Annotated in this window: 23 protein-coding genes; 14 read left to right on the top strand and 9 right to left on the bottom strand. The window is 73.2% G+C overall.

The features are described from left to right. The first annotated feature begins 169 nt into the window (after window positions 1-169). Window positions 170-1621, top strand: a complete 1452-nt coding sequence (locus AB0958_RS22865) for a hypothetical protein (protein ID WP_366892305.1) — start codon at window positions 170-172, stop codon at window positions 1619-1621. Between the two features lie 61 nt (window positions 1622-1682). Here the strand turns inward: AB0958_RS22865 and AB0958_RS22860 are convergent, their stop codons facing one another. After that, complete coding sequence (locus AB0958_RS22860; protein ID WP_030951236.1) at window positions 1683-2039, bottom strand: iron-sulfur cluster assembly accessory protein; 357 nt, start codon at window positions 2037-2039, stop codon at window positions 1683-1685. 240 nt (window positions 2040-2279) lie between these two features. Between AB0958_RS22860 and nadA the strand changes: the two genes are divergently transcribed. Then, entirely contained in the window at window positions 2280-3464 is a 1185-nt protein-coding gene (nadA, locus tag AB0958_RS22855; RefSeq protein WP_366892297.1) for a quinolinate synthase NadA, read from the top strand. A 15-nt stretch (window positions 3465-3479) separates the two neighbouring features. Here nadA and AB0958_RS22850 read toward each other — a convergent pair whose 3' ends face one another. From AB0958_RS22850 to AB0958_RS22830, 5 genes are all read right to left on the bottom strand, one after another. After that, a complete protein-coding gene (locus tag AB0958_RS22850; RefSeq protein WP_366892296.1) occupies window positions 3480-5783 on the bottom strand; it encodes a PQQ-binding-like beta-propeller repeat protein in 2304 nt (767 codons plus the stop codon). A 301-nt stretch (window positions 5784-6084) separates the two neighbouring features. Beyond that, on the bottom strand, window positions 6085-6768 hold the full coding sequence (locus AB0958_RS22845; RefSeq protein WP_366892295.1) for a response regulator transcription factor: 684 nt from the start codon (window positions 6766-6768) through the stop codon (window positions 6085-6087). Continuing rightward, window positions 6765-8042, bottom strand: coding sequence for a histidine kinase (locus tag AB0958_RS22840; protein ID WP_366892294.1), 1278 nt, complete (start codon window positions 8040-8042; stop codon window positions 6765-6767). Before AB0958_RS22840 ends, AB0958_RS22845 begins: the two co-directional genes overlap by 4 nt. A gap of 141 nt (window positions 8043-8183) precedes the next feature. Then, window positions 8184-8462 (bottom strand): hypothetical protein, encoded by a 279-nt coding sequence (locus AB0958_RS22835; protein ID WP_366892304.1) that lies wholly within the window; start codon window positions 8460-8462, stop codon window positions 8184-8186. Between the two features lie 28 nt (window positions 8463-8490). After that, the gene (locus AB0958_RS22830) at window positions 8491-9282 is read right to left on the bottom strand and encodes a PspA/IM30 family protein (protein ID WP_046727388.1); all 792 of its coding nucleotides are present in this window, start codon (window positions 9280-9282) and stop codon (window positions 8491-8493) included. Between the two features lie 199 nt (window positions 9283-9481). Between AB0958_RS22830 and AB0958_RS22825 the strand changes: the two genes are divergently transcribed. From AB0958_RS22825 to AB0958_RS22815, 3 genes are all read left to right on the top strand, one after another. Further along, window positions 9482-10153 carry a DUF3043 domain-containing protein gene (locus AB0958_RS22825; protein ID WP_366892293.1) on the top strand — a complete coding sequence of 224 codons (672 nt, stop codon included), beginning with the start codon at window positions 9482-9484 and terminating at the stop codon, window positions 10151-10153. 80 nt (window positions 10154-10233) lie between these two features. Continuing rightward, on the top strand, window positions 10234-10938 hold the full coding sequence (locus tag AB0958_RS22820) for a methyltransferase domain-containing protein (protein WP_366892303.1): 705 nt from the start codon (window positions 10234-10236) through the stop codon (window positions 10936-10938). An 83-nt stretch (window positions 10939-11021) separates the two neighbouring features. Further along, complete coding sequence (locus AB0958_RS22815; RefSeq protein ID WP_366892292.1) at window positions 11022-12098, top strand: trypsin-like peptidase domain-containing protein; 1077 nt, start codon at window positions 11022-11024, stop codon at window positions 12096-12098. A 59-nt stretch (window positions 12099-12157) separates the two neighbouring features. On the opposite strand, the gene AB0958_RS22810 is transcribed toward AB0958_RS22815, so the two are convergent. Then, window positions 12158-12370, bottom strand: a complete 213-nt coding sequence (locus tag AB0958_RS22810; protein WP_132886345.1) for a hypothetical protein — start codon at window positions 12368-12370, stop codon at window positions 12158-12160. Window positions 12371-12511: 141 nt separating this feature from the next. On the opposite strand from AB0958_RS22810, the gene AB0958_RS22805 reads away from it, so the two are divergent. Further along, window positions 12512-13711, top strand: coding sequence for a bifunctional adenosylcobinamide kinase/adenosylcobinamide-phosphate guanylyltransferase (locus AB0958_RS22805; protein WP_366892291.1), 1200 nt, complete (start codon window positions 12512-12514; stop codon window positions 13709-13711). A 19-nt stretch (window positions 13712-13730) separates the two neighbouring features. On the opposite strand, the gene AB0958_RS22800 is transcribed toward AB0958_RS22805, so the two are convergent. Then, on the bottom strand, window positions 13731-14711 hold the full coding sequence (locus AB0958_RS22800) for a class I SAM-dependent methyltransferase (RefSeq protein WP_366892290.1): 981 nt from the start codon (window positions 14709-14711) through the stop codon (window positions 13731-13733). A 141-nt stretch (window positions 14712-14852) separates the two neighbouring features. Here AB0958_RS22800 and cobT point away from each other — a divergent pair, with 141 nt between their 5' ends. The 3 genes from cobT (at window position 14853) to AB0958_RS22785 (ending at window position 18623) form a co-directional block, all read left to right on the top strand. Next, the gene (cobT, locus tag AB0958_RS22795) at window positions 14853-15941 is read left to right on the top strand and encodes a nicotinate-nucleotide--dimethylbenzimidazole phosphoribosyltransferase (RefSeq protein WP_366892289.1); all 1089 of its coding nucleotides are present in this window, start codon (window positions 14853-14855) and stop codon (window positions 15939-15941) included. 131 nt (window positions 15942-16072) lie between these two features. After that, window positions 16073-17881: a phosphatidylglycerol lysyltransferase domain-containing protein gene (locus tag AB0958_RS22790; protein WP_366892288.1), complete on the top strand. Its 1809-nt coding sequence runs from the start codon at window positions 16073-16075 to the stop codon at window positions 17879-17881. A 10-nt stretch (window positions 17882-17891) separates the two neighbouring features. Next, window positions 17892-18623, top strand: a complete 732-nt coding sequence (locus AB0958_RS22785; protein ID WP_366892287.1) for a hypothetical protein — start codon at window positions 17892-17894, stop codon at window positions 18621-18623. Here the strand turns inward: AB0958_RS22785 and AB0958_RS22780 are convergent. After that, window positions 18560-19327 (bottom strand): hypothetical protein, encoded by a 768-nt coding sequence (locus AB0958_RS22780; RefSeq protein WP_366892286.1) that lies wholly within the window; start codon window positions 19325-19327, stop codon window positions 18560-18562. The genes AB0958_RS22785 and AB0958_RS22780 overlap by 64 nt on opposite strands. Window positions 19328-19564: 237 nt before the next feature. Between AB0958_RS22780 and AB0958_RS22775 the strand changes: the two genes are divergently transcribed. The 5 genes from AB0958_RS22775 to AB0958_RS22755 all read left to right on the top strand — a co-directional run bounded on the left by AB0958_RS22775 (window position 19565) and on the right by AB0958_RS22755 (window position 26485). Beyond that, a complete protein-coding gene (locus AB0958_RS22775) occupies window positions 19565-20347 on the top strand; it encodes an adenosylcobinamide-GDP ribazoletransferase (RefSeq protein ID WP_366892285.1) in 783 nt (260 codons plus the stop codon). A gap of 217 nt (window positions 20348-20564) precedes the next feature. Next, window positions 20565-22097, top strand: coding sequence for a leucyl aminopeptidase (locus AB0958_RS22770; protein WP_366892284.1), 1533 nt, complete (start codon window positions 20565-20567; stop codon window positions 22095-22097). A gap of 363 nt (window positions 22098-22460) precedes the next feature. Beyond that, a complete protein-coding gene (gene lpdA / locus AB0958_RS22765) occupies window positions 22461-23849 on the top strand; it encodes a dihydrolipoyl dehydrogenase (protein WP_366892283.1) in 1389 nt (462 codons plus the stop codon). A gap of 60 nt (window positions 23850-23909) precedes the next feature. Further along, a complete protein-coding gene (gene sucB, locus AB0958_RS22760) occupies window positions 23910-25703 on the top strand; it encodes a 2-oxoglutarate dehydrogenase, E2 component, dihydrolipoamide succinyltransferase (RefSeq protein ID WP_366892282.1) in 1794 nt (597 codons plus the stop codon). Window positions 25704-25861: 158 nt separating this feature from the next. Continuing rightward, complete coding sequence (locus AB0958_RS22755) at window positions 25862-26485, top strand: GntR family transcriptional regulator (protein ID WP_132886355.1); 624 nt, start codon at window positions 25862-25864, stop codon at window positions 26483-26485. Window positions 26486-26609: the final 124 nt, after the last annotated feature.

The following is a 26609-nucleotide window of genomic DNA, read 5'->3' as shown; positions in this document are numbered from 1 at the left end:
AACCACCACCCCCGCCACAGCCGCCACCCCCGAACCGGCACGAGCCGCCGCCCCGGAAACCACCACCCCCGCCACAGCCGCCACCCCCGAACCGGAACGAGCCGCCGCCCCGGAAGCAGCCCCCGAGACGACGCCGGCCCCCGCCGCCGAGGGCGTCCCCGGGTCGGCCGTGGCTGCCGGGGCGCATGTCGTCGGTCTCTCCGGTGTCGCCGATGCTTCCGAGGGTGCTGCGGCCGGACGTCCCGCCCGGCGTCTGACGCCCGCCCTCGTCGTCGCCTCGGTGGCCGCCGCCGTGCTCCTGGTCGGGGGCGGTGGCGCCTACCTGGCGGCCGGGCACACCGGTACCGGTGCGGCGGGGGCGTCCGGCGGCTCCGCTCCCCCGCCCCTCGCCCTGGACGGCTTCTCCGCCGCCGGCAACGGCATCGCTCCCGGCGAGCCCAACCCGTACGGCGTGGCCTACCGCGCCGGCGGCACACTTCCCGGCGGGCCCGCCTCGGCCGCCGTGTACCAGCCGTCCGGTGAGGTCTCGAAGGACCGGGTGGCCGCACTGGCGAAGGCGCTCGGCATCGAGGGGACCCCGGTGGCCGAGGGGCAGGTGTGGAAGGCCGGCACCGCCAACGACGGCTCCGGCGGGTCGCTCCAGGTGAACAGGACCGGAACGGGCATCTGGACGTACAGCCGCTACGCCCCCGGCGCCGACGACTGCAAGAGCGGGCCGGTGTGTGCCCAGGACCCGATCGCGCCGGCGGGTGCCCCGGTGAGCGTCGCCGCGGCAAAGAAGGCGGCGGCGCCGGTTCTGAAGGCACTCGGCCAGGACGACGCGAAGCTCGACGCGAGCCAGGTGATGGGCGCGCAGCGGGTGGTGAACGCCGCTCCGGAGGTCGGCGGCCTGCCTACGTACGGCTGGTCGACCGGGCTGACCGTGAGCGGGCGGGGCGAGCTGGTCGGCGGCAACGGGATGCTCGCGACGCCGGCGAAGGGCGACACGTATCCCGTGCTGAGCGCCGAGAAGACGCTGGCCCTGCTGAACGCGGCACCCGGCATCGGCCGCCGGATGGGCATCGGCGGCTGCACGAGTTCCGTACCGCAGAAGGACCGGCTGGAGCAGCCGTGCGCCGCGTCGACGCCGTCCGCCTCCCCGGCGGTGGTCGAGAAGGCCGTGTTCGGGCTGGCCGCGCACTCGGTCGCGGGCCGGCAGGCCCTGGTGCCGTCCTGGCTGTTCCAGGTGCGCGGCGCGGGGGCGGAGGACACCTACACGGTCACCTATCCGGCGGTGGACCCGACGTACCTGGCGCCCGCGGCCACCCCCTCGGCGAGCACCGGTGCCGCGCCGAGGGACGTGAAGGCCGACGGCTACACCACGGACGGCCGCGAGCTGGTGGTGGCCTTCACGGGCGGGGTGTGCGCCGACTACAAGGTGACGGCGGACGAGGGCTCGGAACAGGTCGTGGTGAAGGTCACGGCGACCCCCTGGCCGGACAAGGTCTGCGTGATGATCGCCAAGCAGTACCACCGGGCGGTGCGTCTGGACGCCCCGCTGGACGGCCGGAAGGTGGTCGGCACGGACGGCAGGGCCGTGCCGAAGGAGCGGCCGACGACGCTGAACCCGCAGCTGGGCTGAGAACGCCCGAAGGCGGCGGCCCCGGAAAGGGGCCGCCGCCTTCGTCCGCCTGTGCTACGGCTCAGCTGAAGGAGTCGCCGCAGGCGCAGGAACCCGTCGCGTTCGGGTTGTCGATCGTGAAGCCCTGCTTCTCGATGGTGTCGACGAAGTCGATCGACGCACCGCCCAGGTACGGGGCGCTCATCCGGTCGGTGACGACCTTGACGCCGCCGAAGTCCTTGACGACGTCACCGTCGAGGGACCGCTCGTCGAAGAAGAGCTGGTAACGCAGGCCGGAGCAGCCACCGGGCTGGACGGCGACACGCAGGGCGAGGTCGTCGCGCCCTTCCTGGTCGAGCAGGGCCTTGACCTTGGCCGCGGCGGCGTCACTCAGGATGATGCCGTCGGTGGCGGTGCTGGTCTCGTCCGATACGGACATCTACATCTCTCCCGGGTTGTACGGAGACTGCTTGCCGACGAGTGCAACCGGCGGGTCCGCTGATTCATTCCGGGCCGGCGTTCGCGTTCTCGCGTTCTAGCTTTTTCTCTACCTCTTCATGCTCGCACATGTGCGGCACCGGGATTGATGTCACATCGACGCTATCGCCATCGTCAAAGTGACGTGAAGCAGTTATGATAGATAACGTCAGAAAGACGAAAAGTAGAAAGGGTGCGTGCCGTGACCACCGCCCAGATCCCGGAGCTCGACGTACAGCCGTCTCCGCTCGCCCTGCTGCTGCTCGGCCGTGAGGCCGACCCGAGGAGCGAGCGGGGTGTCGAGTGTCCCGGTGACCTGCCCTCGCCGTCCGACCCGGACCTGGTCGCCCGCGCCCGCGCGGCCAAGGAGAAGCTCGGCGACAAGGTCTTCGTGCTCGGCCACCACTACCAGCGCGACGAGGTCATCCAGTTCGCCGACGTCACGGGCGACTCCTTCAAGCTGGCCCGGGACGCGGCCGCCCGCCCGGAGGCCGAGTACATCGTGTTCTGCGGTGTGCACTTCATGGCCGAGTCCGCCGACATCCTGACGTCGGACGACCAGAAGGTGGTCCTGCCCGACCTCGCCGCCGGCTGCTCCATGGCCGACATGGCGACCGCCGAGCAGGTCGCCGAGTGCTGGGACGTGCTCACCGAGGCCGGGATCGCCGAGCAGGTGGTCCCCGTCTCCTACATGAACTCCTCCGCGGACATCAAGGCGTTCACCGGCAGGCACGGGGGCACCATCTGCACCTCGTCGAACGCGCAGCGGGCCCTGGAGTGGGCCTTCGAGCAGGGCGAGAAGGTGCTGTTCCTGCCCGACCAGCACCTGGGCCGCAACACGGCGGTGCGGGACATGGGCATGTCCCTGGAGGACTGCGTCGTCTACAACCCGCACAAGCCGAACGGCGGCCTCACCGCCGACCAGCTGCGGGCCGCGAAGATGATCCTGTGGCGCGGCCACTGCTCGGTGCACGGCCGTTTCTCGCTGGACTCGGTCAACGACGTGCGCGCGCGCATCCCGGGCGTCAACGTGCTGGTCCACCCGGAGTGCCGGCACGAGGTGGTCGCCGCCGCCGACCACGTCGGCTCGACGGAGTACATCATCAAGGCGCTGGAGGCCGCGCCCGCCGGTTCCAAGTGGGCGATCGGCACCGAGCTGAACCTGGTCCGCCGGCTCGCGAACCGTTTCGCCCCGGAGGGCAAGGAGATCGTCTTCCTGGACAGGACGGTCTGCTTCTGCTCGACCATGAACCGCATCGACCTCCCCCACCTCGTGTGGACCCTGGAGTCGCTGGCCGAGGGCAACCTGGTCAACCGGATCGAGGTCGACAAGGAGACGGAGACGTTCGCCAAGCTGGCGCTGGAGCGGATGCTGGCGCTGCCGTAGCCGCCTCCCCGCGCGTCACCCCGAGCCGGACTTCCGCTCGGGGTCCGCGGGGTCGAGGCTGAACAGGGTGCCGTCGGGGGTCACGACGGTCAGCGCGCCGCCGTAGAGCAGGGCCTGGGGATCGGCGGCGCCGCCCGTCGAGGCGCGTTGCACCCGGGGGTCGGTCTGCCAGAGAAGCGTGCCCTTGCGGGTGTCCACGGCGGCCACCCGGCCGCTGGGGCTGGCCAGGTACAGGGTGCGGGTGCGGGGGTCGTAGGTCGGGGAGCCGGAGTTCTCCACGCTGGTGCGGGTCTGCCAGAGTTCCTTACCGGTCCGCGGGGACACCGCCGTGACCTGGCCGTTCGAGGCCGTGATCCACAGCGTGTCGGAGGCCAGCGTCACCGAGCCCTCGTACGTCCTCGCGAGCTTCGTCGTCGTCCGGCCGCCGGTCGACGGGTCGGTCAGGAGGATCCTGGCGAAGGTGGAGTCCTCCAGGGACACCGAGCCGCTCCCGTCGGCGGCCAGCAGCAGGGCCGGACGCCCGTCGACGAGGCCGAGGAAGCCGCTCTCGAAGGGGACCTGCTGACGCGCCAGGACCGTTCCGTCGGCGCGGTCCAGCTGGAGGATCGTGGCGTACTTCGCGTTCTGGTTCGTGGGGTAGCACTGGGCGTACAGGCCGGTGCCGGCCGACACGAACGTGCAGTAGGTGCGGGCGGGCAGGCTCATGGTCCAGCGCGCCTCGCCCGTGCGGGCGACGCGGGCCGTCACGGTCCGGCCGTCGCTCTCGGCGGTCAGGACCACGTCACCCGACATCACCAGGCTCGCGTTGTCGTCGTGGGTCCTGCGGGTCCACAGTTCGTCGCCGCTCGCCGCGTCCAGGGCGACGACGTGGGCCGGGTCGCTCGCGGCGCCCTGCTCGGCGACGGTCTCGTGGACCACGACGACGCCGTCGTAGGCGCCGAGGACCGAGGAGTGGTACTCGGCGTAGTCGGTGCCGGGCGGTGCCAGTGGGGCCCGCCAGGCCGTCCGGCCGGTCCGGCCGTCCAGTCGTACCGGCAGGACTCCGTCGCCCCCGCAGTAGACGGCGTCGCCCTGGCTCAGGCACGCGGACTGGCTGTCCGGCGGCGCGCCGCCCAGCGCCCTGACCCCGCCCCGGTCCGCCGGCTTGAACACCGTGGTCCCCCAGGGCCGCCAGCCGGCGGGGGGCGCCGTCCAGCGGGAGGCCGTGGCGGAGGTCGCCGCCCGGGGGGCGTCCGGGAAACCCGGTCCGAACCGGACGTACCCCAGCAGCCCCAGGCTCAGCGCGCCCACCGTGCCGACCGCCGCCCAGAGCGTACGGCGGCCCCTGCCGCGGCCTCGCTCCCTGCCGTGGCCTCGCTCCCGGCGGCGGCCGGAGCCGGTGCCGGTCGCCGGGTCGGCGCCGGCGCCCGGACCGGTCTCCGCTCCGGGCGGCCGGAACCCGCCGCGCGGGCCCACGGTGTGCGGGTCGGCCGCCGATGTCCCGGGCACCGCCGGGTCGTCCGCCGCCGGTTCGGGCAGGACGTCCGACAACTCCTGTGCCAGCTCGTCCAGTCCGGGCCGCCGGGCGGCCTCCTTGTGCAGACAGCGCTCCAGGACCGCGCGCAGCGGGCCGGCCACGCCGTCGAGCACGGGCTCGTGGTGGACCACCCGGTAGGCGGTCAGATAGGGGCTGTCGGCGTCGAAGGGGCCGTGCCCGGTGGCGCAGTACACCAGCAGCGCGCCGAGCGAGAAGACGTCCGAGGCGGGACCGACGGTACGGGCGTCGGTGAGCTGCTCCGGGGACATGAACGGCGGGGTGCCGATCATCTGGCCGGTCTCGGTGAGGGTCTGGTGGTTCTCGGCGGCGCGGGAGATGCCGAAGTCGATGACGCGGGGACCGTCCTGCGCGATCAGCACGTTGGCCGGTTTGAGGTCCCGGTGCACCACCCCGGCCCGGTGGATGTCCCGCAGCGCCTCCACCAACCCGAGGGCGAGGCTCCGCAGTTCGGCGTCGCGCAGCGGGCCGCGGTCGCGCAGCCGGTCGGCCAGCGAGCGCCCGGCCACGTACTGGGTCGCCATCCAGGGCCGGGCGGCCTCGGGGTCGGCGTCCACCACGGGCGCGGTGAAGGCGCCGCTCACCCGGCGGGCGGCCTCGACCTCCTGCCGGAACCGGGAGCGGAAGACGGGGTCCTCGGCGTACTGGGCGTGCACCACCTTGACGGCGACCTCGCGTCCGGAGCGCGACCGCCCCCGGTAGACGGCGCCCATGCCGCCGGCCCCGAGCCGGTCGACCAGCTTGTAACCGCCGACGGACCTCGGGTCGTCCTTGCGCAGCGGCACGCTCGAACTCCTCCTCGCCGCATGACCGTTCGAAGCGTCAGCATACGGAACGGACACCGCGCCGACGGCCGTACCCGGTGGTGTCCCGGGTACGGCCGTCGGTCACGGGACCGTCATACGGCCGCGGGCTCCGGCTCCTCGGCCGCCGGGGCGGACTCCGGCGACGGCAGTGAGCGACAGAGGGGGCACCTGTGAGCGCCCACCGCACCACCCTCGCCCATGCCCGGCCCCGGTCATGTCGGCCCTGGGTGCCGTTCCCCACTCCGGCGCCTACTCCGCCCGCAGTACACCCGGGTGGAGATCAGTCCATCCGCGGACGGACCAGCCCCGATTCGTACGCGATCACCACGAGCTGCGCCCGGTCCCGCGCGCCCAGCTTGGCCATGGCCCGGTTGACGTGCGTCTTCACGGTCAGCGGGCTGACCTCCAGGCGCTCGGCGATCTCGTCGTTGGAGTGCCCGCCGGCGACCTGGACGAGGACCTGGCGCTCCCGTCCGGTGAGGGCGTCGAGGCGCCGCGCGCGGGCGGGGTCGCGGCCGTCGTCGCCCGCGTCGCCCTGGGCGAGGAAGCGGGCGATCAGGCCCTTGGTGGCCGTCGGGGAGAGCAGCGCCTCGCCCTCGGCGGCGACCCGGATGGCGCTGAGCAGTTCCTCGGGCTCGCTGCCCTTGCCGAGGAAACCGGAGGCGCCCGCGCGCAGCGCCTGCACGACGTAGTCGTCGACCTCGAAGGTGGTCAGGATGACCACCCGGACCCGGGCGAGGGCGGGGTCGGCGCTGATCAGCCGGGTGGCGGCGAGGCCGTCGGTGCCCGGCATCCGGATGTCCATCAGGACGACGTCGGCCTGCCGTTCCCTGGTCAGCAGCACCGCCTCGGCGCCGTCGGAGGCCTCGCCGACCACTTCCATGTCGGGCTCGGAGTCGACGAGGACGCGGAACGCGCTGCGCAGCAGTGCCTGGTCGTCGGCGAGCAGGACACGGATCGTCATACGGAATCCCCCAGAGCGCCCGTACGGCGGTGCGCACGGTCGTTTGTGTCGGCCTTGACCGGCAGGATCGCATGGACGCGGAAACCGCCGCCGTAACGGGGACCGGTGGTGAGGGTGCCGCCCACGGCGGTGACCCGCTCGCGCATGCCGAGCAGGCCGTGGCCGCCGCCGGCCTCGGCGGTGGTCTCGGCAGTGGTCTCGGCGGTGGCCTTCTCGCCTGATGGGTGTGATCCGTCGTCGAGGACGGTGACCTCGATCGCCGGGCCGACGCGGACGACGCTGACCTCGGCCTTGGCGTCGGGGCCCGCGTGCTTCTGCACGTTGGTCAGAGCCTCCTGGACGATCCGGTAGGCGGCCAGGTCGACGGCGGCGGGCAGGGTGGTGCCCTGGTCGGCGCGGGCGACCTCGACGTGCAGGCCGGCGTTGCGGAAGGTGTCGGCCAGCTCTTCGAGGACGTGCAGGCCGGGGGCGGGTTCGGTGGGGGCCTCGGGGTCGCCGGACTGGCGGAGCAGGCCGACGGTGGCGCGCAGTTCGTTCAGCGCGGAGCGGCTGGCCTCGCGGACGTGGGCGAGGGCCTCCTTGGCCTGGTCGGGACGCTTGTCCATGACGTGCGCGGCCACCCCCGCCTGCACGTTGACCAGGGCGATGTGGTGGGCGACGACGTCGTGCAGGTCGCGGGCGATCCGCAGGCGCTCCTCGGCGACCCGGCGGCGGGCCTCCTCCTCGCGGGTCCGCTCCGCGCGTTCGGCCCGCTCCCGGATGGCCTGGACGACGGCCCGCCTGCTGCGCACGGCGTCGCCCGCGGTGGCGCCGATGCCGGTCCAGGCGAAGATCGCGAGGTTCTCCTGGGCGTACCACGGGAGGGGGCCGGCGGCCATCGCGGCGGTGGTCAGCACGATCATGGTGAGCAGGCCGGCCCGCAGGGTGGTGCGGCGGTCGGTGCGCGCGGCGACCGTGAAGAGGGCCACCACGGCCGCCATCGCGACGGGGGCGCGGGGGTCGCCGGTGACGCACTCGACGACGGAGGCGGCGCCGGTGAAGGCGAGCACCGTCTTCGGGGCGTGCCGACGCAGCACCAGGGCGGCGGCGGCGAGTGTCATCAGGACGAGGCTCAGCGGGTCGGGGGCACGGACGCCCCACCGCACACCGTGTGCCCCGTGCGGGACGACGAGAGAGCCCGCGACCATGCACACGAGGACGCCCGCGGCGATGGCCGCGTCCAGCGCGAGGGGGTGGGCGTCCGCTCGGCAACGGGCCCGGTCGAAGGTGCTCACGGTCTGCACGGTACGTCTGCTTCCCACACGCCGGAACCGCCGCCTCGCCCCCGGCGGACCCACCGGGTCTCCCCCCGCCCGCCCGACGAGGGCCGGACCGGCGTCAGCCCGGGACCAGGCCGTCGGCCCGGGACCAGGCCGTCAGCCCGGGATCAGGCCGTCGTCCCCGAGCAGGGCGCGGACCTCGGCCAGGGTGGCGTCCGGGGACGGCAGGATGAGGTCGGAGGGTTCCAGGGCGTCCGCCGGGAGCGGTTCGCCCAGGTCCCGGACCTTGTCGAGGAGGGCGCCCAGGGTGCGGCGGAAGGCTGCCTCGTCGCCGGACTCCGTCTCCGCCAGGAGCTCGTCGTCCAGCCTGTTCAGCTCGGCGAGGTGGCTGTCGGCCAGCCTCACCTGCCCCTCCCCCATGATCCTCACGACCATGTCGGCCATGTCGCCCTCCAGGCGTCGGCTACTGCTTGTCGAAGCGCGGGGTGTCCTGCGGCTGCTGCGACTGCTGCCCCTGACCGGTGCCGCCCTCGATCGCCTGCTGGGGCGACCCTCCGGCGAGCTCGGCCTTCATGCGCTGCAGTTCCAGCTCCACATCCGTACCACCGGAGAGCCGGTCCAGCTCGGCCGCGATGTCGTCCTTGGCCATGCCGGTCGGGTCGTCGAGCGCCCCGGAGGCGAGCAGCTCGTCGATGGCGCCGGCGCGGGCCTGGAGCTGCTGCGTCTTGTCCTCGGCGCGCTGGATGGCCAGGCCGACGTCGCCCATCTCCTCGGAGATCCCGGAGAAGGCCTCGCCGATGCGGGTCTGGGCCTGGGCGGCGGTGTAGGTGGCCTTGATGGTCTCCTTCTTCGTGCGGAAGGCGTCCACCTTGGCCTGGAGGCGCTGCGCCGCCAGCGTGAGCTTCTCCTCCTCGCCCTGGAGCGTGGCGTGCTGGGTCTCCAGGTCGGTCACCTGCTGCTGGAGGGCGGCGCGCCGGGACAGCGCCTCGCGGGCGAGGTCCTCACGGCCGAGCGCGAGCGCCTTGCGGCCCTGGTCCTCCAGCTTGGAGGACTGCTGCTGGAGCTGGTTCAGCTGGAGTTCGAGGCGCTTGCGGGAGGTGGCGACGTCGGCCACGCCACGGCGCACCTTCTGGAGCAGTTCGAGCTGCTTCTGGTACGAGTAGTCCAGGGTCTCGCGCGGGTCCTCGGCCCTGTCCAGGGCCTTGTTCGCCTTCGCGCGGAAGATCATCCCCATACGCTTCATGACACCGCTCATGGGCTTCGCGCGCCCCCTTCTGACGGACTCCGGCTCACCGATCCTGCAACAGAACCCACAGTACGGGCCCTGCATCCATTACCGCACTGTTCGGGGACCGATGCGCTCATCCCCAAGGACGACTGCGGTCGGATCCGCTCCGGCAGAGGTAGTAGGTGCCCCCCGGAGTGAACCGTCTGCAACGTCCCCTCTGTCCCCAATGGAGACGACTGGCGTTGCCGGATCGTTCCCCACCGCGCTAGGGCCCACACCCCGGCACCCCGTACCCTTGGGTTTTGTGTTCCGTAGCCGTGCCAAGGACGAGAAGGCCCCCGCCGACAAGGCGCTGACCGACTCCACGCAGCCCCGTCACCCGCAGGCCCCCAAGGGCAGGCCCACGCCCAAGCGCAGTCAGGCCCAGAGCCAGCGCCGCAGCGTGGCCAACACGCCGACGACGCGCAAGGACGCCGCCAGGCGCCAGCGCGACGAGCGGCGCACCGCCATGGAGCGGCAGCGCCAGGCGCTGGCCACCGGTGACGAGCGGTACCTGCCGGCCCGTGACAAGGGCCCGGTCCGCAAGTTCGCCCGCGACTGGGTCGACTCCCGCTTCAACGTGGCGGAGTTCTTCCTGCCGCTGGCCGTGGTCATCCTGGTCATGAGCGTGGTCAACAACACGGCGATCAAGAACATCGCGCTGCTGCTGTGGCTCGTGGTGATCGTGCTGATCGTGCTCGACGCGGCCGTCAGCGGTCTCCGGCTGCGCAAGCGGCTGGCCGAGCGCTTCCCGGACCAGAACAAGAAGGGCGCCGTCGCCTACGGTCTGATGCGCTCCCTCCAGATGCGCCGGCTCCGGCTGCCCAAGCCGCAGATCAAGCGCGGAGAGCGGCCCTGAGCGCAGAGCCGTTCTCCGGGGGCGCGGCGAAGGCCTGGCTGGGTGGCCTGGGGGCGCTGCGTGACGTCGTACGACAGGAGCTGGTCGCCCGGCAGCTCGACGAGCAGATAGCCGGGCGGTTCCCGGTCGGGCAGCGGCTGCGGGTGCTCGACGTCGGGATGGGGCAGGGCACGCAGGCGCTGCGGCTGGCCCGGGCCGGCCACCAGGTGACCGGCGTGGAGCGGGAACCGACGATGATCGCGGCGGCGCGGGAGGCCCTGGCCGGTGAGCCGGAGGGAATCCGCGACCGGGTGCGGATCGTCCAGGGGGACGGCCGGGACACGGGTGTCCACTTCCTGCCGGGCAGCTTCGACGTGGTGCTGTGCCACGGTGTGCTGATGTACGTCGAGGAGCCGGACGCGCTGCTGGCCGGTGTCGCGCGGATGCTGGCCCCCGGCGGGCTGCTGTCGCTGCTGGTGCGCAATGCCGACGCGCTCGCCATGCGCCCCGGTCTGAGCGGCGACTGGGCGGGCGCGCTCGGCGCCTTCGACCGTGTCTCGTACCGCAACCGGCTGGGTCTGGACGTCCGGGCCGACCGGCTGAGCACGCTGACGGCCACGCTGGCCGGGATCGGCGCGCCGCTGCACTCCTGGTACGGGGTACGGGTGTTCACGGACACCGTCCCGGACGGCACCGGACTCCCCGACGACGTGGAGACCCTGCTCGCGGCGGAGGAGCGGGCCGGGCGGACCGACCCCTACCGGTCGGTGGCGGCGCTGCTGCACCTGTGCGGAGTGCGCGGCTGACGTGCCCGTTCGGGCGAGCACGGCTTGCCCGTTCGGGCGAGCAGCGCGAGCCGGGCGCCCGGCGCCACGGCGAGACTCGGATCATGGACGTCTCCCCCGCCCGCCGGACCCTCCGTGCGGCCGCCCTGCTGGGCTGCTGCTGTCTCGTTCCCGTCTCCGGGTGCACCGCCTTCGGGAGCGGCGGAACCGAGGAGACCTCGGCCGACCGGGCCGCCCACGCGGCGGCCGTGCCGCTGACGGCGGCCGACCTGCAGAACCAGTACCAGAAGGTGATCAGGAACGTCCTGCCGTCGGTCGTCCAGATCCAGGCCACCAGCGACCTGGGCTCGGGCGTGGTCTACGACGAGAACGGGCACATCGTCACCAACGCGCACGTCGTCGGGAACGAGAAGAAGTTCAAGGTGACGACCGCCAACAACGAGGAACCGCTCACCGCGACGCTCGTCTACTCCTACCCCGAGCAGGACCTGGCGGTCATCAGGCTCGACAGGGTCCCGAAGGGGCTGCGGCCGGCCTCCTTCGGGGACACCGAGAAGGTCCAGGTCGGGCAGATCACACTGGCCATGGGCTCACCGCTCGGGCTGTCGTCCAGCGTGACCGAGGGCATCGTCTCGGCGACCGGACGGACCGTCAGCGAGAACCCCTCCGGCGGTCCGGGCGCCACCATCCCCAACATGGTGCAGACCTCGGCCGCCATCAACCCCGGCAACAGCGGCGGCGCCCTGGTCAACCTCGACGGCCAGGTCATCGGCATCCCGACGCTCGCCGCGAGCGATCCCGACCTGGGCGGCAGCACGGCACCCGGGATCGGGTTCGCCATCCCGGGTTCGATGGTGAAGACGGTCGCCGACCAGATCATCAAGCAGGGCAAGGTCACCGACTCGGGGCGGGCCGCGCTCGGCATCACCGGGCGCACGGTCGTCGACGTGAACTACCAGCCGTCGGGGGTGGCCGTGGTGACCGTGAAGCCGGGCGACGCGGCCGACAGGGCGGGCATCCGGCCCGGGGACATCATCACCAAGGTGGGGGGCGACGACATCACCACCATCACCTCACTGGCCGAATCGCTCGCGTCGGACCGGCCGGGTCAGCGGACGAAGGTGACGTTCACCCGGGACGGCGTCGGGCGGACGGTGGAGGTGACGCTGGGCGAGCAGTGACGCGGCGACGGTGGGGCGGCCGACCGCGGCCGCCCCGACCGGCGTGCACGGACGGGTCCTCAGGCCTCGTCCGCGTGCAGGCTCATCGGGCCGTAGATCTCGGTGGCGTCCTCGTAGAGCCGCACCTGGTCGGCGCCGCCGGCCAGCAGGTCCTTCCACTGTTCTCCGAGCCAGGACTCGGCGTCGCCCTGGGTGGTGAACTCCTCGGGTTCCACCGCGGGCTGGACCTCCGTCCCGTCGGCCTTCTCGAATCGCCATGTCCATGCCGTCATGCAGGCCTCCTTTGATCCAACTGAGGCATCGTATAAGGGCGCCGGGAAAATCTCCGCTGGTTGGGGGGCGTGTGCGGGCCCGGTGGGCCGCCGGGGGCGTCGGCTGAGGCGGGAACCGCCGGGGCGGGTGAAAATCAGGGCGTGGAAGTGACTTTGCTCGGTACCGGTGGGCCTGGCGGGCTGCCTCGGCCCGGTTGTCCCTGCGCGGCCTGCGCGTGCGCCGTCGGGGTGGCGGCGCGGGCCGCCACCGCCGTACTCGTGGACGGGGCGCTGCTGCTCGATCTGACGCCCGGGGCGGCGTTCGCTGCGGCGCGGGCCGGTCGGTCCCTCGGGGGCGTGCGCCAGGTGCTCCTCTCGCATCCGCACGACGGGCCCGCCGTGGAGGTCCCGGCCGGGCTGCCGCAGCCGGGCCGGGTGCCGGACGGGCGGGAGCTGGCGCTGCTGACGGGGCATCGGGTGCGGGCGGTGGCCATGGACGCGGGCGGCACCGGGTACGCGGTGACCGGGCCCGACGGGCAGCGGCTGCTGTATCTCCCGCCGGGCGGTGCGCCGGCCGGCCTGGAGAACGGCGGCGCGGACGCGTACGACCTGGTGCTCCTCGACGTCGTGGGGCGGCCGGACGCGCTGGCGAGACTGCGGGCGGTCGGTTCGGTGGGGCCGGCCACGGATGTGATCGCCGTCCACCTCGACCACGACGTGCCGCCCGGTGCGGAGTCGCGGCGCCGGCTGGCGGCGGCCGGGGCCCGCGCGGTGCCCGACGGCACGACACTGACGGTCGGCGGGTACGAGGAGGTGCCCGACGTGCCCCGGCGGACGCTGGTGCTGGGCGGGGCGCGGTCCGGGAAGTCCGTGGAGGCCGAGCGGCGGCTGGAGTCCTTCCCGGACGTGCTCTACGTCGCCACGGGCGGTACCCGCGGCGGGGACACCGAGTGGGCGGCACGGGTGGCCGCGCACCGGGAGCGGCGGCCGGGGTCGTGGCGTACGACGGAGACGTGCGACCTGGTGCCGCTGCTGGCGCAGGACGGGCCGGCGCTGCTGGTCGACTGTCTGTCGCTGTGGCTGACGGACGCGATGGACTCCGTCGGGGCATGGGACGACACGGAGTGGGCGTCGGGCGGGGAGAAGGCGCTGCGGGAGCGCGTGCGCGGACTGACGGACGCGGTACGGGCCACCCGGCGGACGGTGGTGGCGGTGTCGAACGAGGTGGGGTCGGGGATCGTGCCGGCCACCGCCTCGGGCAGGCGGTACCGCGACGAACTGGGCCGTCTGAACGCGGCGTTCGCGTCCGAGTGCGAGCAGGTGGTGCTGGTGGTGGCCGGGCAGGCGCTCGTGCTGCGGTGACGGTGGGCGCGGCGGACGCCTATCCGCCCCGTCCCTTTCTGGCGATGATCCGGTACCCGTTGGAGAACGGCGTCCGGCGCAGCAGCGGGGCCGCGGCGCGGTCGGCGGCCAGCGCCAGCGCCACCAGCGGAGCCGTCGCCGGCAGCCACCGCTTCGGCAGGACCCGGCCCAGGGCCAGCGTGAGTGCCGCCGAGAGGTCGCACGGCAGGTGCGGCGCGCTCCTGTCGGTCCTCAGGATCTCGCATCCCTGCGCCTCCAGTTCCGCCCGCAGGTTGGCCGGCGGCAGCAGATGCAGGTGGCGGGGCTGTCCGTACGGGACCCACCACTTGCCGAGGAGCCTGGCGGAGGCGCTGCGCGGGTTCGGGATCTCGATCAGCAGGTGCCCGCCGGGGCGCAGGACCGTCAGGGCGGCCCGGAGTTCGGCCCGCGGGTCGGGGGCGTGTTCCAGGTGCCGGAACATGCTGACGACGTCGTAGCGGCCGCGGAGGCGGGCCAGGAGCTGGGGGGAGGTCAGGTGGCCGCAGTGGCCCTCCTCGACCCGCCCCTCGGCCCGGGCGGTCAGCACCCGCACGGTCGGGTCCAGGCCGTCGAAGGAGGTGTACGGCAGCAGTTCGCGCGCCGTGTCCGGGAAGTGGGCGTGGCCGGTGCCGATGTCCAGCCAGCTCTCCGGCTCGTGCAGCGCCGGCATCGCACGGACCGCGGCGCGGTGCCGGCGGCGGCCCGCGCGGGTCGCGAGGAATCGGTCGGTGAAGTCCTCCAGGCGGCCCTCGTAGTAGTCCTGGTGGTAGAGGGCGAAACCGGCCGCGGACAGCCGGGGGTTCTGGAAGGCGTGGGCGCAGTCCCGGCACTCGTCGACGGTGAACGTGCCGGGCCGGTGGTGCAGGAGGTCGGGCGCGCGCAGCCGGGTGCGCAGGCGTCTGGAGCCGCACCAGGGGCAGTCCTCGCGGCGCGGCTCGTGGAACCGGTCGGGGCCCGGGGCGAGTTCGGGCGTGGGCGGCATGGGCGGCTCCCTGTGCTCCCTGAACGCAATCCACTGCAAAACGGAACGTATGGGATACCGATCTTGCCTGCAAAGCCGCCGTGCGGGTGGGGTGCCGATCTGACGCCGAACCGTTGGTTCCGTGCCGGTACTGTTCGGCGAATGAGCTCGCTTAATCTCGACGACTTCACCGATCTCATCGAGCGCCCCGACGGCGGTGTGCACCGGGACGCCGAGGCGCACCGGGAGCGGCTGATCGTGCCGCCCGGGTCGCTGGGCCGCCTCGACGACCTGGGCGAGTGGCTGGCCGCCGCCCAGGGCTCGGTCCCGGTACGGCCGGTGGAACGGCCCCGGGTGCTGCTCTTCGCCGGTGACCACGGCGTCGCCGAACTCGGCGTCTCCGCACGGCCGGCGGGCGGCGCGGCGTTGCTGGTACGGGCGGTCCTGGAGGGGGCCAGCCCGGTGGCGGTGCTGGCCCGGCGGCTCGGGGTGCCCGTGCGGATCATCGACATGGCACTGGACTGCGATCCGGACGCGCTGCCGGCGGAGGTCGTACGGCACCGGGTGCGACGGGGCAGCGGCCGCATCGACATCGAGGACGCGCTGACCCTCCAGGAGGCCGAGACGGCCTTCCGGGCGGGCGTCGCGCTGGCCGACGAGGAGGCCGACTCGGGGACCGATCTGGTGGTGCTCGGGGACGTCAGCGTCGGCGGCACCACCGCGGCGGCCGTCCTGGTCGCGGCGCTGTGCGGGACGGACGCGTCCGTGGTGACCGGGCGGGGCGGGCTGCCCATCGACGACCTGGCGTGGATGCGCAAGTGCGCGGCGATCCGGGACGCGCTGCGGCGGGCCCGGCCGGTGCTCGGGGACCAGCTCCAGTTGCTGGCGACCGTCGGCGGGGCGGACCTCGCGGCGATGACCGGGTTCCTGTTGCAGGCGGCGGTGCGCAAGCTGCCCGTGGTGCTGGACGGGGTCGTGGTGGCCGCGTGTGCGCTGGTCGCGCAACGGATCGCGTTCCGGGCGCCGGACTGGTGGCTGGCCGGCCACGACAGCGGGGAGCCCGGCCAGGCGAAGGCGCTGGACCGCATGGCCCTGGAACCGCTGCTGGCCCAGGGCGTGACGGTGGGCGAGGGAGCGGGAGCCCTGCTGGCACTCCCCCTGGTCCAGTCGGCCGCCGCCCTGGCCGCGGAACTCCCGGAGAAGCCGGAGCCCGGGAAGACGCCGGAGACCGACGAGAAGCCGGCGGAGTAGAGCCCGGGAGGGGGCGTGGCGGAGCGCCGGCGCGGCGGAGTCGTGGGGCACGGTCGGGGTGTCACCTGTACCGGGGGTCGCGTGTGCGTGTGGTGCGGTTCATCCAGGTGACGCCCATATGATCCTGGTCCATGGGAGATGCCCGATTTGCCGTTGAGCAGCGTGACGGACGTGAGAGAGGGCGAGGGTCCGGGGTTTCCCAGCGAGCCGCCGCCTTTGCCGTCTGGTACTTGCGTGCCGTCGCCTTCGTCAACTTCCTCAGCGCGGTGTGGGTGTCGCTGGGACAGGACGTACGGCGGCACAACCAGGAGAACTTCTTCACCCCCTACCTCCTGACCGCCGGCTTCGCCTCCGGCGTGTTCACCGCGTTCCTCGCGATCACCATGCGCCGCCGCAAGCGGGCCGCGTGGATCCTCAACCTGGTGCTGAGCGGGCTCTTCCTCGCGCTCTTCGCGTTCGCCATGGCGTTCCCGGAGATCCGCGGGTACGCCCAGAACTGGATCTCGATCGCGCTGACCGCGGCCTTCGTGGGGGCGCTGCTCGTCGGCCGCCGGGAGTTCTACGCGAAGGGCGACCGTTCCAACCCCCGGCTCGCCGCCACCGTCGCGGTCGGCGGCGGTGTCGTCGCCTCGCTGCTCGCCACGCTCCTCGTGACCCTCACCGACCAGGCGCCGCACGCCTCCCGTTCGACGTTCGCGGAGCGCTGGCACTACGGCAGCCTGCGTCTGGTGTCGGTCGCCGCCGACCCCTCCCGGTTCCCGTACATCGCGCCCCCCACCTGGGTGAACGTCGTCATCAACGTGCTCAGCACGCTCCTCGTCCTCGCCGTCTTCTACGCCGCCTTCCGTTCCCGCCGGGCCGTCGACCCGATCACCGACGACGACGAGAAGCAGCTGCGCGTGCTTCTGGAGCGGCACGGCGAACGGGACTCCCTCGGGTACTTCGCGCTGCGGCGGGAGAAGAGCGTGGTGTGGTCGCCGACCCGGAAGGCGGCGGTGGCGTACCGGGTGGTGGGCGGGGTGAGCCTCGCCTCGGGGGACCCGATCGGGGATCCGGAGGCCTGGCCGGGGGCGATCGCGCCGTGGCTGGCCCAGGCGCGGGCGCACGGGTGGATCCCGGCGGTGATGGGAGCGAGCGAGGAGGCCGGGACCGTGTACGCGCGGCACGGGCTCGACGCGCTGGAGCTCGGGGACGAGGCGATCGTCGAGGTCGCCGATTTCACGCTGGAGGGACGGGCCATGCGGACCGTCCGGCAGGCCCACAACCGGGTCGGGCGAGCGGGGTACTCGGTGCGCATCAGGCGGCACGAGGACATTCCGGCGGACGAGATGTCGTACCTGGTCCGGCGTGCCGACGACTGGCGGGACGGGGCCACCGAGCGCGGGTTCAGCATGGCGCTGGGGCGGCTCGGGGACTCCCGGGACGGACAGTGCGTGATGCTGGAGTGCAGGGACGGCGGCACCGGGGACGGCACGGGTGAGCTGCGCGCCCTGCTGTCGTTCGTGCCGTGGGGGCCGGCCGGGCTGTCCCTCGACCTGATGCGGCGGGACCGGGACTCCGACAACGGGCTGGTGGAGTTCATGGTCATCGAACTGCTCCGGCGCGCCGGAGAGATCGGGATCACGCAGGTCTCGCTCAACTTCGCGATGTTCCGGTCGGTCTTCGAACGTGGTGCGCGTCTGGGCGCGGGACCGGTGCTGCGGCTGTGGAGGTCTCTGCTGAGCTTCTTCTCCCGGTGGTGGCAGATCGAGTCCCTGTACCGGGCGAACGCCAAGTACCGGCCCATCTGGGAGCCCCGGTTCCTGCTCTTCGAGAAGAGCGCGGACCTGCCGCGCATCGGCCTCGCGTCGGCGCGTGCGGAGGGGTTCCTGGAGGCGCCGGGACTGCCCAGGTGGGTGCACCGCAGGCACCTGGCCACCCAGAGGAACACGCACGGATGAGGACCGCCGCATGACACCGCTCGCCCGCTGGGCCCAGGCCGAGTGGGGGCTGCTGTACGCCACCGTGCGCGGACCGCTGGCGAAGCGGCGGCTGGGGGCGGTGCCGATGACGGTCGCCGCGGTCTGCCTGACCGCGCTGCTGCAGTTCACGCAGAACCAGCCGTGGGGGTACGGCCCCGTGCAGCACGCCGGCGCCGTGCGGGCCGCGGATCCCTGCTGGCTGGCCCTGCTGCGCACCCCCCTCTCCCTGTTCGTGCCGGCGCTCGACCTGCCGGTGTGGGGCGCGCTGGCGCAGATCCTGCTCGTGTTCGGCGTCGCCGAGGTGTGCCTGGGCTGGTGGCGGACGCTGACCATCGCGTACGCGGCGACCCTCGCCGGGACCCTGTACGCCCGGCTCGGCTGCGCGCTGGGCCCGCACGGCCCGCTGGGGCTGCCGGTGTCGGACGCGCGGGTGGTGGACACCGGCCCCTCGGCCGCCGTCGTGGGGCTCGCGGTCTTCGTGGCCTGGCGGTACGGCGCCTTCGTCACCGCGGGCGCGGTGGCCGCGGCGATGGTGGTCGAGGTGGCGCTGAAGGAGAACCTGGCCGGCAAGGAGCATCTGGCGGCCATCGCGGGGGTGGCGGCCCTGTGGGCGGTGGCGCGGGCGGGGCGGCGGTTGCGGCTGCGGTACCGGCACGGTCACTGGGGCCCGGGCAGCCGTGCCCGTTCGGGGCGGTCGGGTCTGCCGCCGATCCAGTCCTGAAGGGTACGGCTGAGCCGGGACCAGCGGCGGTCGTGGTGGTAGGCGCGCAGGCCGGCCCTGGCCCGGGCGCGCGGCCGGTTGCCGTAGCAGCGGCGGGCCCAGGGGGAACCGGGCCGGGCCAGGCGGACCGCGCCGACGAGGGCGACCAGCGGGACGATCACACCGAAGACGGCGACACGGGTCTTGCCCTTGCTCAGGGCGACGAGCGAGAAGGCGAAGTTCGCCACGACGTTCGCGATGACGGTCCCCCGGTCCTGGAGTTCGCCGGCCGAGGTGTCGTTGACGCCGAACGGGGAGAACCCGGCGAGCAGCAGCCCGACCAGCGCGGCGGTGATGACCACGACCTCGACGCTCTTGCGGCCCTCCTCGGTCCAGTAGACGTCGTCGAGGTGGAGGATCAGGGCGAACTCGTCGAGGACCAGCCCGGCGCCGATGCCGAAGACGATCGCGGCGGCGGCCGAGCCGAAGCCGTAGCGGCCGCCGGCGACCGCCCCGAAGCCGCCGACGACGGTGAGGACCACCCCGGGGACCACGTGGTGGATGTGCAGCCCGCCCGCCTTCACGTTGCCGAACGGCCCTTTCCCGGCGCGGATCAGCCGGGTGATGACCCGGGTGACGACGAAGGTCAGGACGAAGGCGGTCAGGGCCAGCAGCAGCGGGAGCTTGCCGGGCTCGACGATGTTCCGTTCCAGCCAATGTCCCATGTGCGCACTTTATCCCCGCGAGAGCCCGCCGGAACCGGCCGAGCCACCACCGCAACCGAACCGAAAACACCCCACAGGCACGGCCACGGAACGACCGGAGAAACGGCCGGGAACCCGCTCCTAGGGGGATGGCCGGGGCGCCCGGGGCCCGCCGGGGGGATGGTCGGGGGTGGGCGGGCCTGCTGCCGGGGGGTGGGCGGGGCGGTGGGGGTTCTGACTAGCGGGTAACCTGCGCCGGTGGTCAAGACGCCCTGGCCGGACGGCCTTCGGTTCGCCTTCGGCACGCTCACCGTGTTTCCCGTGCGGGTCGGCCGCTGGGACCGGGAGGCGGCCCGCGGCGGCATGCTGCTCGCTCCGCTGGCGGGTCTCGCCGTGGGGGTCTGCGCGGGCGCGGTCGGCGCGCTGCTGGTGACGGCGGGGGCGGGTGCGCTGCTCGCCGCGGTGGCCGCGGTCGCGGTGCCGGCCGTGCTGACCCGGGGGCTGCACCTGGACGGCCTCGCCGACACGGCGGACGGGCTGGGCAGTGGCAAGCCCGCCGAGGAAGCGCTGCGGATCATGAAGCAGTCGGACATCGGACCGTTCGGGGTGATCACCCTCGTCCTCGTGCTGCTCGGTCAGGTGGCCGCGCTGGCGCAGGCGTTCGGCGACGGATGGGCGCGCGGGGCGGTCGCCGCTGTGGTGTCGGCGACGGTGGCCCGGCTGGCGCTGACCCTGGGCGCGGTGGCGGGGGTGCCGGCGGCCCGGCCGGAGGGGCTGGGGGCGGCGGTCGCGGGGGTGGTGCCGAAGGCGGCGGCGTCGGTGGTCACCGTCGTGGTGATGGCGGCGGCCGCGGGGGCCGGGGCGCTGATCGGCGCGGGCGAGAGCCTGCGGGCCCTGCTCGCGGTGGTGGCGGCGGAGGCGGCCACCGACGGGGCGCTGCGCCACTGCCGACGGCGGTTCGGCGGGATCACGGGGGACGTGTTCGGGGCGCTCGCCGAGGTCGCCGCCACCGTCGCGCTGGTGGTGCTCTCCCTGGGCTGACGGACCGGGAAGTGACCCGGGCGCCACCCACAGGTGAACACCCGCAGGAATGAGCGAACGCATACACACGCGTAGTCTCGTCCCGGGTGTTCGCCGACAGGGTGAAGGCCCCGGTCGCAACGCACCCCGGGTCGGCTCCCGGGGTCGCCTCCCGGGCCCGGTCGACCCACACCCCTCGGCCACTGCAACTCAACATCGGAAGCGAGATTTCACCACCGTGACTGCTCTCACTCTCAGCACCTCAGCGGCGCCCGGCCTCCGGGCCGACGCGATCGTGATCGGTGTCGCCAAGGGCGCCAAGGGACCGGTCGTAGCACCGGGCGCGGAGGCCGTGGACAAGGCCTACGACGGCAGGCTCGCCGCCGTCCTGGAGACCCTCGGTGCCTCGGGTGCCGAGGGCGAACTGACGAAGCTGCCCGCCCCGGCGGGCTTCAAGGCCCCGCTGGTCGTCGCGGTGGGGCTGGGAGCCGCCCCCGCCGCGGACGGGGAGTACGAGGCCGAGGCGCTGCGCAGGGCGGCCGGTGTCGCCGGCCGGGCGCTGACCGGGGCGAAGAAGGCGGCCTTCGCGCTGCCGGTACAGGACGCCGCAGCCGTCGGCGCACTCGGGGAGGGCGTACTGCTCGGCGCGTACTCCTTCGACACGTACAAGGACAACGGCAACGGCAAGGACGCGAAGGCGCGGGGCGGCAAGGCGCCGCTCGCCGAGGCCGTGCTGCTGGGCGGCAAGCCCCGCGACGCGGCCCACAAGGCGGCCGCCGCCCGCGCCGTCGCCGTCTGCGAGGAGCTCAACCGCGCCCGCGACCTGATCAACACCCCGCCGAACGACCTCACGCCGGCCATCTTCGCGGGCATCGCGCAGGACGCGGCCAAGGAGCACGGGCTCAAGATCCAGGTGCTCGACGACAAGGCGCTCACCAAGGGCGGCTACGGCGGCATCCTCGGCGTCGGCAGCGGCTCGGCGGCGACCCCGCGGCTGGTGAAGCTGTCGTACAGCCACCCGGACGCGGACAAGCACCTCGCCTTCGTCGGCAAGGGCATCACCTACGACTCGGGCGGCATCTCGCTGAAGCCGGCCGGCCACAACGAGACGATGAAGTGCGACATGAGCGGGGCCGCGGCGGTCCTGGCCGCGGTCGTCGCCGCGGCGCGGCTCGGGCTCGAGGTCAACGTGACCGGGTGGCTGGCGCTGGCCGAGAACATGCCGTCGGGGTCCGCGGTGCGCCCCGGTGACGTGCTGCGCATGTACAGCGGCAAGACCGTCGAGGTGCTCAACACGGACGCGGAGGGACGGCTGGTGCTGGCCGACGCCCTGTGGGCGGCGTCGGCGGAGAAGCCGGACGCGATCGTGGACGTGGCGACGCTGACCGGCGCGATGATGCTGGCGCTGGGCAGCCGGACGTTCGGGATCATGGGCAACGACGACGCGTTCCGCACCGCGCTGCACGAGGCGGCCGAGGAGGTCGGCGAGCCGGCCTGGCCGATGCCGCTGCCCGAGCACCTGCGCAAGGGCATGGACTCCGCCACCGCCGACATCGCGAACATGGGGGAGCGGATGGGCGGCGGGCTGGTCGCCGGGCTGTTCCTGCGGGAGTTCGTGGGCGAGGGCATCACCTGGGCGCACCTGGACATCGCCGGGCCCGCGTTCAACGAGGGAGGTCCCTTCGGGTACACGCCGAAGGGCGGGACGGGGTCCGCGGTGCGGACGCTGGTGCGGCTCGCGGAGCTGACGGCCGCGGGCGACCTCGGCTGACGTCGGACGATGTGGGCGGGGCCTCGTGCGCGGGTAGGGCGGGGCCCCGTCGCCGAACAGCTCGGCAGGTTCGGTCGTGCGGCGGCTGCGGGTGATTCGTGGCTTGTCGCGCAGTCCCTCCCCCAGCCTTCGGCCGGGGGCACCCCCAGCGCCCCTGACGGGGCGCTGTCCCTCGCGGCGACATCAAGTGAGCGTGTGGTGTCTCACACTCCAGCCCGGCGTCTCGTTCACCTCCGACAAGTGCGAAGATGGGGCTCGGCAGGACAGGGCCCCACCCACAGGGCCGAAGAAGAGCGGCCGGACACCAGCCGCCGCGCGGTCACCGCTGACCGGCGTACGGCGCACATGCATGGAGGACGTGACGTGGCGAACGACGCCAGCACCGTTTTCGACCTAGTGATCCTCGGCGGTGGTAGTGGCGGTTACGCCGCGGCCCTGCGCGGGGCGCAGCTGGGCCTGGACGTCGCCCTGATCGAGAAGGACAAGGTCGGCGGTACCTGCCTGCACCGGGGTTGCATCCCCACCAAGGCCCTGCTGCACGCGGGCGAGATCGCCGACCAGGCCCGCGAGAGCGAGCAGTTCGGTGTCAAGGCCACCTTCGAGGGCATCGACATCGCGGGTGTCCACAAGTACAAGGACGGGGTCGTCTCCGGCCTGTACAAGGGTCTGCAGGGTCTGATCGCGTCCCGCAAGGTGACGTACATCGAGGGCGAGGGCCGGCTGTCCTCCCCCACCTCCGTCGACGTGAACGGCCAGCGCGTCCAGGGCCGCCACGTGCTCCTCGCGACCGGCTCCGTGCCGAAGTCGCTGCCGGGCCTGGAGATCGACGGCAACCGCATCATCTCCTCCGACCACGCCCTCGTCCTGGACCGCGTGCCGAAGTCCGCGATCATCCTGGGCGGCGGTGTCATCGGCGTCGAGTTCGCCTCCGCCTGGAAGTCCTTCGGCGCGGACATCACGATCGTCGAGGGCCTCAAGCACCTGGCCCCCCTCGAGGACGAGAACTCCTCCAAGCTTCTTGAGCGCGCCTTCCGCAAGCGCGGCATCAAGTTCAACCTGGGCACCTTCTTCTCGAAGGCCGAGTACACCGCCGACGGCGTCAAGGTCACCCTCGCCGACGGCAAGGAGTTCGAGGCCGAGGTCCTGCTCGTCGCCGTCGGCCGCGGTCCGGTCTCCGCCGGTCTCGGCTACGAGGAGCAGGGTGTCGCCATGGACCGCGGTTACGTCCTGGTCGACGAGTACATGCGGACCAACGTCCCGACCATCTCCGCCGTCGGTGACCTGGTCCCGACCCTCCAACTCGCGCACGTCGGCTTCGCCGAGGGCATCCTGGTGGCGGAGCGGCTGGCCGGTCTCAAGACCGTCCCGATCGACTACGACGGCGTGCCGCGGGTGACGTACTGCCACCCCGAGGTCGCCTCCGTCGGCATCACCGAGGCCAAGGCCAAGGAGATCTACGGCGCGGACAAGGTCGTCGCCCTGAAGTACAACCTGGCGGGCAACGGAAAGAGCAAGATCCTCAACACCTCGGGCGAGATCAAGCTCGTCCAGGTGAAGGACGGTGCCGTGGTCGGCGTCCACATGGTCGGCGACCGCATGGGCGAGCAGGTCGGCGAGGCCCAGCTGATCTACAACTGGGAGGCGCTGCCCGCCGAGGTGGCCCAGCTCATCCACGCCCACCCGACGCAGAGCGAGGCGCTCGGCGAGGCCCACCTGGCCCTGGCCGGCAAGCCGCTGCACTCGCACGACTGACCCTCGGTCGGCACAAGCGACGACTCAGACTTCCGCAATTCGTAAGGAGCAACCGAAACCATGGCGGTTTCCGTAACCCTTCCGGCGCTCGGCGAGAGCGTCACCGAGGGCACTGTCACCCGCTGGCTGAAGGCCGAGGGCGAGCGCGTCGAGGCCGACGAGCCGCTGCTCGAGGTGTCGACCGACAAGGTCGACACCGAGATCCCGGCCCCCGCCGCGGGCATCCTGGCCTCCATCAAGGTCGCCGAGGACGAGACCGTCGAGGTGGGCGCCGAGCTGGCGATCATCGACGACGGCACCGGCGCCCCGGCCCCCGCCGCCGCCCCGGCCGCCGAGCCCGCCGCCGCCCCGGCCCCGGCCCCGGCCGAGCCCGCCCAGGCCGCCCCCTCCACCGAGCAGGCCGCCCCGGCTCCGGCCCCGACCGCCGAGGCCGCCACCGGTGCCTCCGGCGCGCAGGGCACCGACGTGGTCCTGCCGGCGCTCGGCGAGTCCGTCACCGAGGGCACCGTCACCCGCTGGCTGAAGCAGGTCGGCGAGGAGGTCGCGGAGGACGAGCCGCTGCTCGAGGTCTCCACCGACAAGGTCGACACCGAGATCCCGGCGCCGGTCGCCGGTGTCCTGCTGGAGATCGTGGTCGGCGAGGACGAGACCGCCGAGGTCGGCGCCAAGCTCGCCGTCATCGGTGCCCCGGGTGCCGCCCCGGCCCCGGCCGCCCCGGAGCCGGCGCCCGCCGCCGCTGCCCCGGCCCCCGCGCCCGCCGCTCCGGCCCCCGCTCCGGCGCCGGCTCCGGCTCCGGCCCCCGCGCCTGCCCCGGCTCCCGCGCCCGCCCCGGCCGCAGCCGCTCCGGCTCCGGTCACCCCGGCCCCGGTCACCCCGGCTGCCGCGCCCACCGCGCCGACCGCCACCCAGGCGACCGACGAGGGCGCCTACGTCACCCCGCTGGTGCGCAAGCTCGCCGCCGAGAACGGTGTCGACCTGGCCGCCGTCAAGGGCACCGGCGTCGGCGGCCGGATCCGCAAGCAGGACGTCATCGCCGCCGCCGAGGCCGCGAAGGCCGCCGCCGCGGCTCCGGCCCCGTCCGCCGCCGCCCCGGCCGCCGCCGCCAAGAAGGCGCCGACGCTCGAGGCCTCCCCGCTGCGCGGCCAGACCGTCAAGATGCCCCGCATCCGCAAGGTCATCGGCGACAACATGGTCAAGGCGCTGCACGAGCAGGCGCAGCTGTCCTCGGTCGTCGAGGTCGACGTCACCCGCCTGATGCGCCTGCGCGCCCAGGCCAAGGACTCCTTCGCCGCGCGCGAGGGCGTCAAGCTCTCCCCGATGCCGTTCTTCGTGAAGGCGGCGGCCCAGGCGCTGAAGGCCCACCCGGCCATCAACGCCCGGATCAACGTCGAAGAGGGCACGATCACCTACTTCGACACCGAGAACGTCGGTATCGCGGTGGACTCGGAGAAGGGCCTGATGACCCCGGTCATCAAGCACGCGGGCGACCTCAACATCGCCGGTATCGCCAAGGCCACGGCCGACCTGGCCGGCAAGGTCCGCGCGAACAAGATCACCCCGGACGAGCTGTCCGGCGCGACCTTCACCATCTCCAACACCGGCTCGCGCGGCGCGCTGTTCGACACGATCATCGTGCCGCCGAACCAGGTCGCGATCCTCGGCATCGGCGCGACGGTCAAGCGTCCGGCGGTCATCGAGACGGAGGAGGGCACGGTCATCGGCGTCCGCGACATGACGTACCTGACGCTGTCCTACGACCACCGCCTGGTGGACGGTGCCGACGCGGCCCGCTACCTGACCGCCGTCAAGGCGATCCTGGAGGCCGGCGAGTTCGAGGTCGAGCTCGGTCTGTAAGCCTGCACAGGCCCTCCATCGTGCCCCGTCCGGAGTTCCTCCGGGCGGGGCACCGTCGTGTAAGTCTCGTCTCACCTGCGCGAAAGCGCCCCCGCGCGCCTCTCCCGGAAGGCTGTCCGGCCGTATTGTCTAAACGTCAAACGCCCTAAGGAGCTCCCATGACCGCGCCCGTCGTCCACTCGCTGCGCGAACAGATCCGCGAGCACATCGTGGAGGGAATCGTCAGCGGGCGCTGGAAGCCGGGCGAGCGGATCGTGGAGCGGCGGATCGCGACCGAGCTGGAGGTCAGCCAGACGCCGGTGCGGGAGGCGCTGCGCGAGCTGGAGTCGCTGCGCCTCATCGAGTCCGCGCCGAACAAGGGCGTGCGGGTGCGGAACCTGACGGCGGCCGACCTGGAGGAGAGCTACCCGGTGCGGGCCGGTCTGGAGGCGATCGCGGCGGAGCTGGCGGCGGAGCGGCTGGCCGGGGACTGCTCGGCCCTCGAACCGCATGTCGCGGCGCTCTACGAGGCGGACCGGAACACCGACGGCACGGGACAGGTGCGCCACACGGTCGGCTTCCACCGCGAGCTGGTCCGGGCGGCCGGCAACTCCGTCCTGCTGCACACCTGGGAGGGCCTGGGCATCGAGGTCTTCACCGCCCTGTCGATCCGCTGGCTGGGCACGGTCCAGCAGTCGTACGCCGAGGAGCACGAGGAACTGGTCGCCGCGTTCCAGCGCCGGGACCCGCGGATCGCGGAGATCGTGAAGGCCCACGTCCTGGGGTGCGCGCCGAGGCCGTGAGACCGGCTTCCCACCTCTTCCACCCGTCTCCCACACACGAGCGCACCCCCGCTCAGACAGCTTCCCACCTGCGGAAATCCCCTCTCGGGGGCGTCACCGGGTGCCAGCGGGCGAGGCACCGCGT

The sequence above is a fragment of the Streptomyces sp. NPDC006655 genome, assembly GCF_040703965.1.
Taxonomy (GTDB): Bacteria; Actinomycetota; Actinomycetes; order Streptomycetales; family Streptomycetaceae; genus Streptomyces.
This window is presented reverse-complemented; position numbering and strand designations above follow the sequence as displayed.

Coding starts and splice junctions, on each gene's coding strand:
- AB0958_RS22860 (WP_030951236.1), bottom strand. CDS start 2,039: ATGTCCGTATCGGACGAGACCAGCACCGCCACCGACGGCATCATCCTG.
- AB0958_RS22845 (WP_366892295.1), bottom strand. CDS start 6,768: ATGACGATCCGTGTCCTGCTCGCCGACGACCAGGCACTGCTGCGCAGC.
- AB0958_RS22835 (WP_366892304.1), bottom strand. CDS start 8,462: ATGGTCGTGAGGATCATGGGGGAGGGGCAGGTGAGGCTGGCCGACAGC.
- AB0958_RS22830 (WP_046727388.1), bottom strand. CDS start 9,282: ATGAGCGGTGTCATGAAGCGTATGGGGATGATCTTCCGCGCGAAGGCG.
- AB0958_RS22825 (WP_366892293.1), top strand. CDS start 9,482: ATGGAGACGACTGGCGTTGCCGGATCGTTCCCCACCGCGCTAGGGCCC.
- AB0958_RS22815 (WP_366892292.1), top strand. CDS start 11,022: ATGGACGTCTCCCCCGCCCGCCGGACCCTCCGTGCGGCCGCCCTGCTG.
- AB0958_RS22810 (WP_132886345.1), bottom strand. CDS start 12,370: ATGACGGCATGGACATGGCGATTCGAGAAGGCCGACGGGACGGAGGTC.
- AB0958_RS22800 (WP_366892290.1), bottom strand. CDS start 14,711: ATGCCGCCCACGCCCGAACTCGCCCCGGGCCCCGACCGGTTCCACGAG.
- cobT (WP_366892289.1), top strand. CDS start 14,853: ATGAGCTCGCTTAATCTCGACGACTTCACCGATCTCATCGAGCGCCCC.
- AB0958_RS22790 (WP_366892288.1), top strand. CDS start 16,073: ATGGGAGATGCCCGATTTGCCGTTGAGCAGCGTGACGGACGTGAGAGA.
- AB0958_RS22785 (WP_366892287.1), top strand. CDS start 17,892: ATGACACCGCTCGCCCGCTGGGCCCAGGCCGAGTGGGGGCTGCTGTAC.
- AB0958_RS22780 (WP_366892286.1), bottom strand. CDS start 19,327: ATGGGACATTGGCTGGAACGGAACATCGTCGAGCCCGGCAAGCTCCCG.
- sucB (WP_366892282.1), top strand. CDS start 23,910: ATGGCGGTTTCCGTAACCCTTCCGGCGCTCGGCGAGAGCGTCACCGAG.
- AB0958_RS22755 (WP_132886355.1), top strand. CDS start 25,862: ATGACCGCGCCCGTCGTCCACTCGCTGCGCGAACAGATCCGCGAGCAC.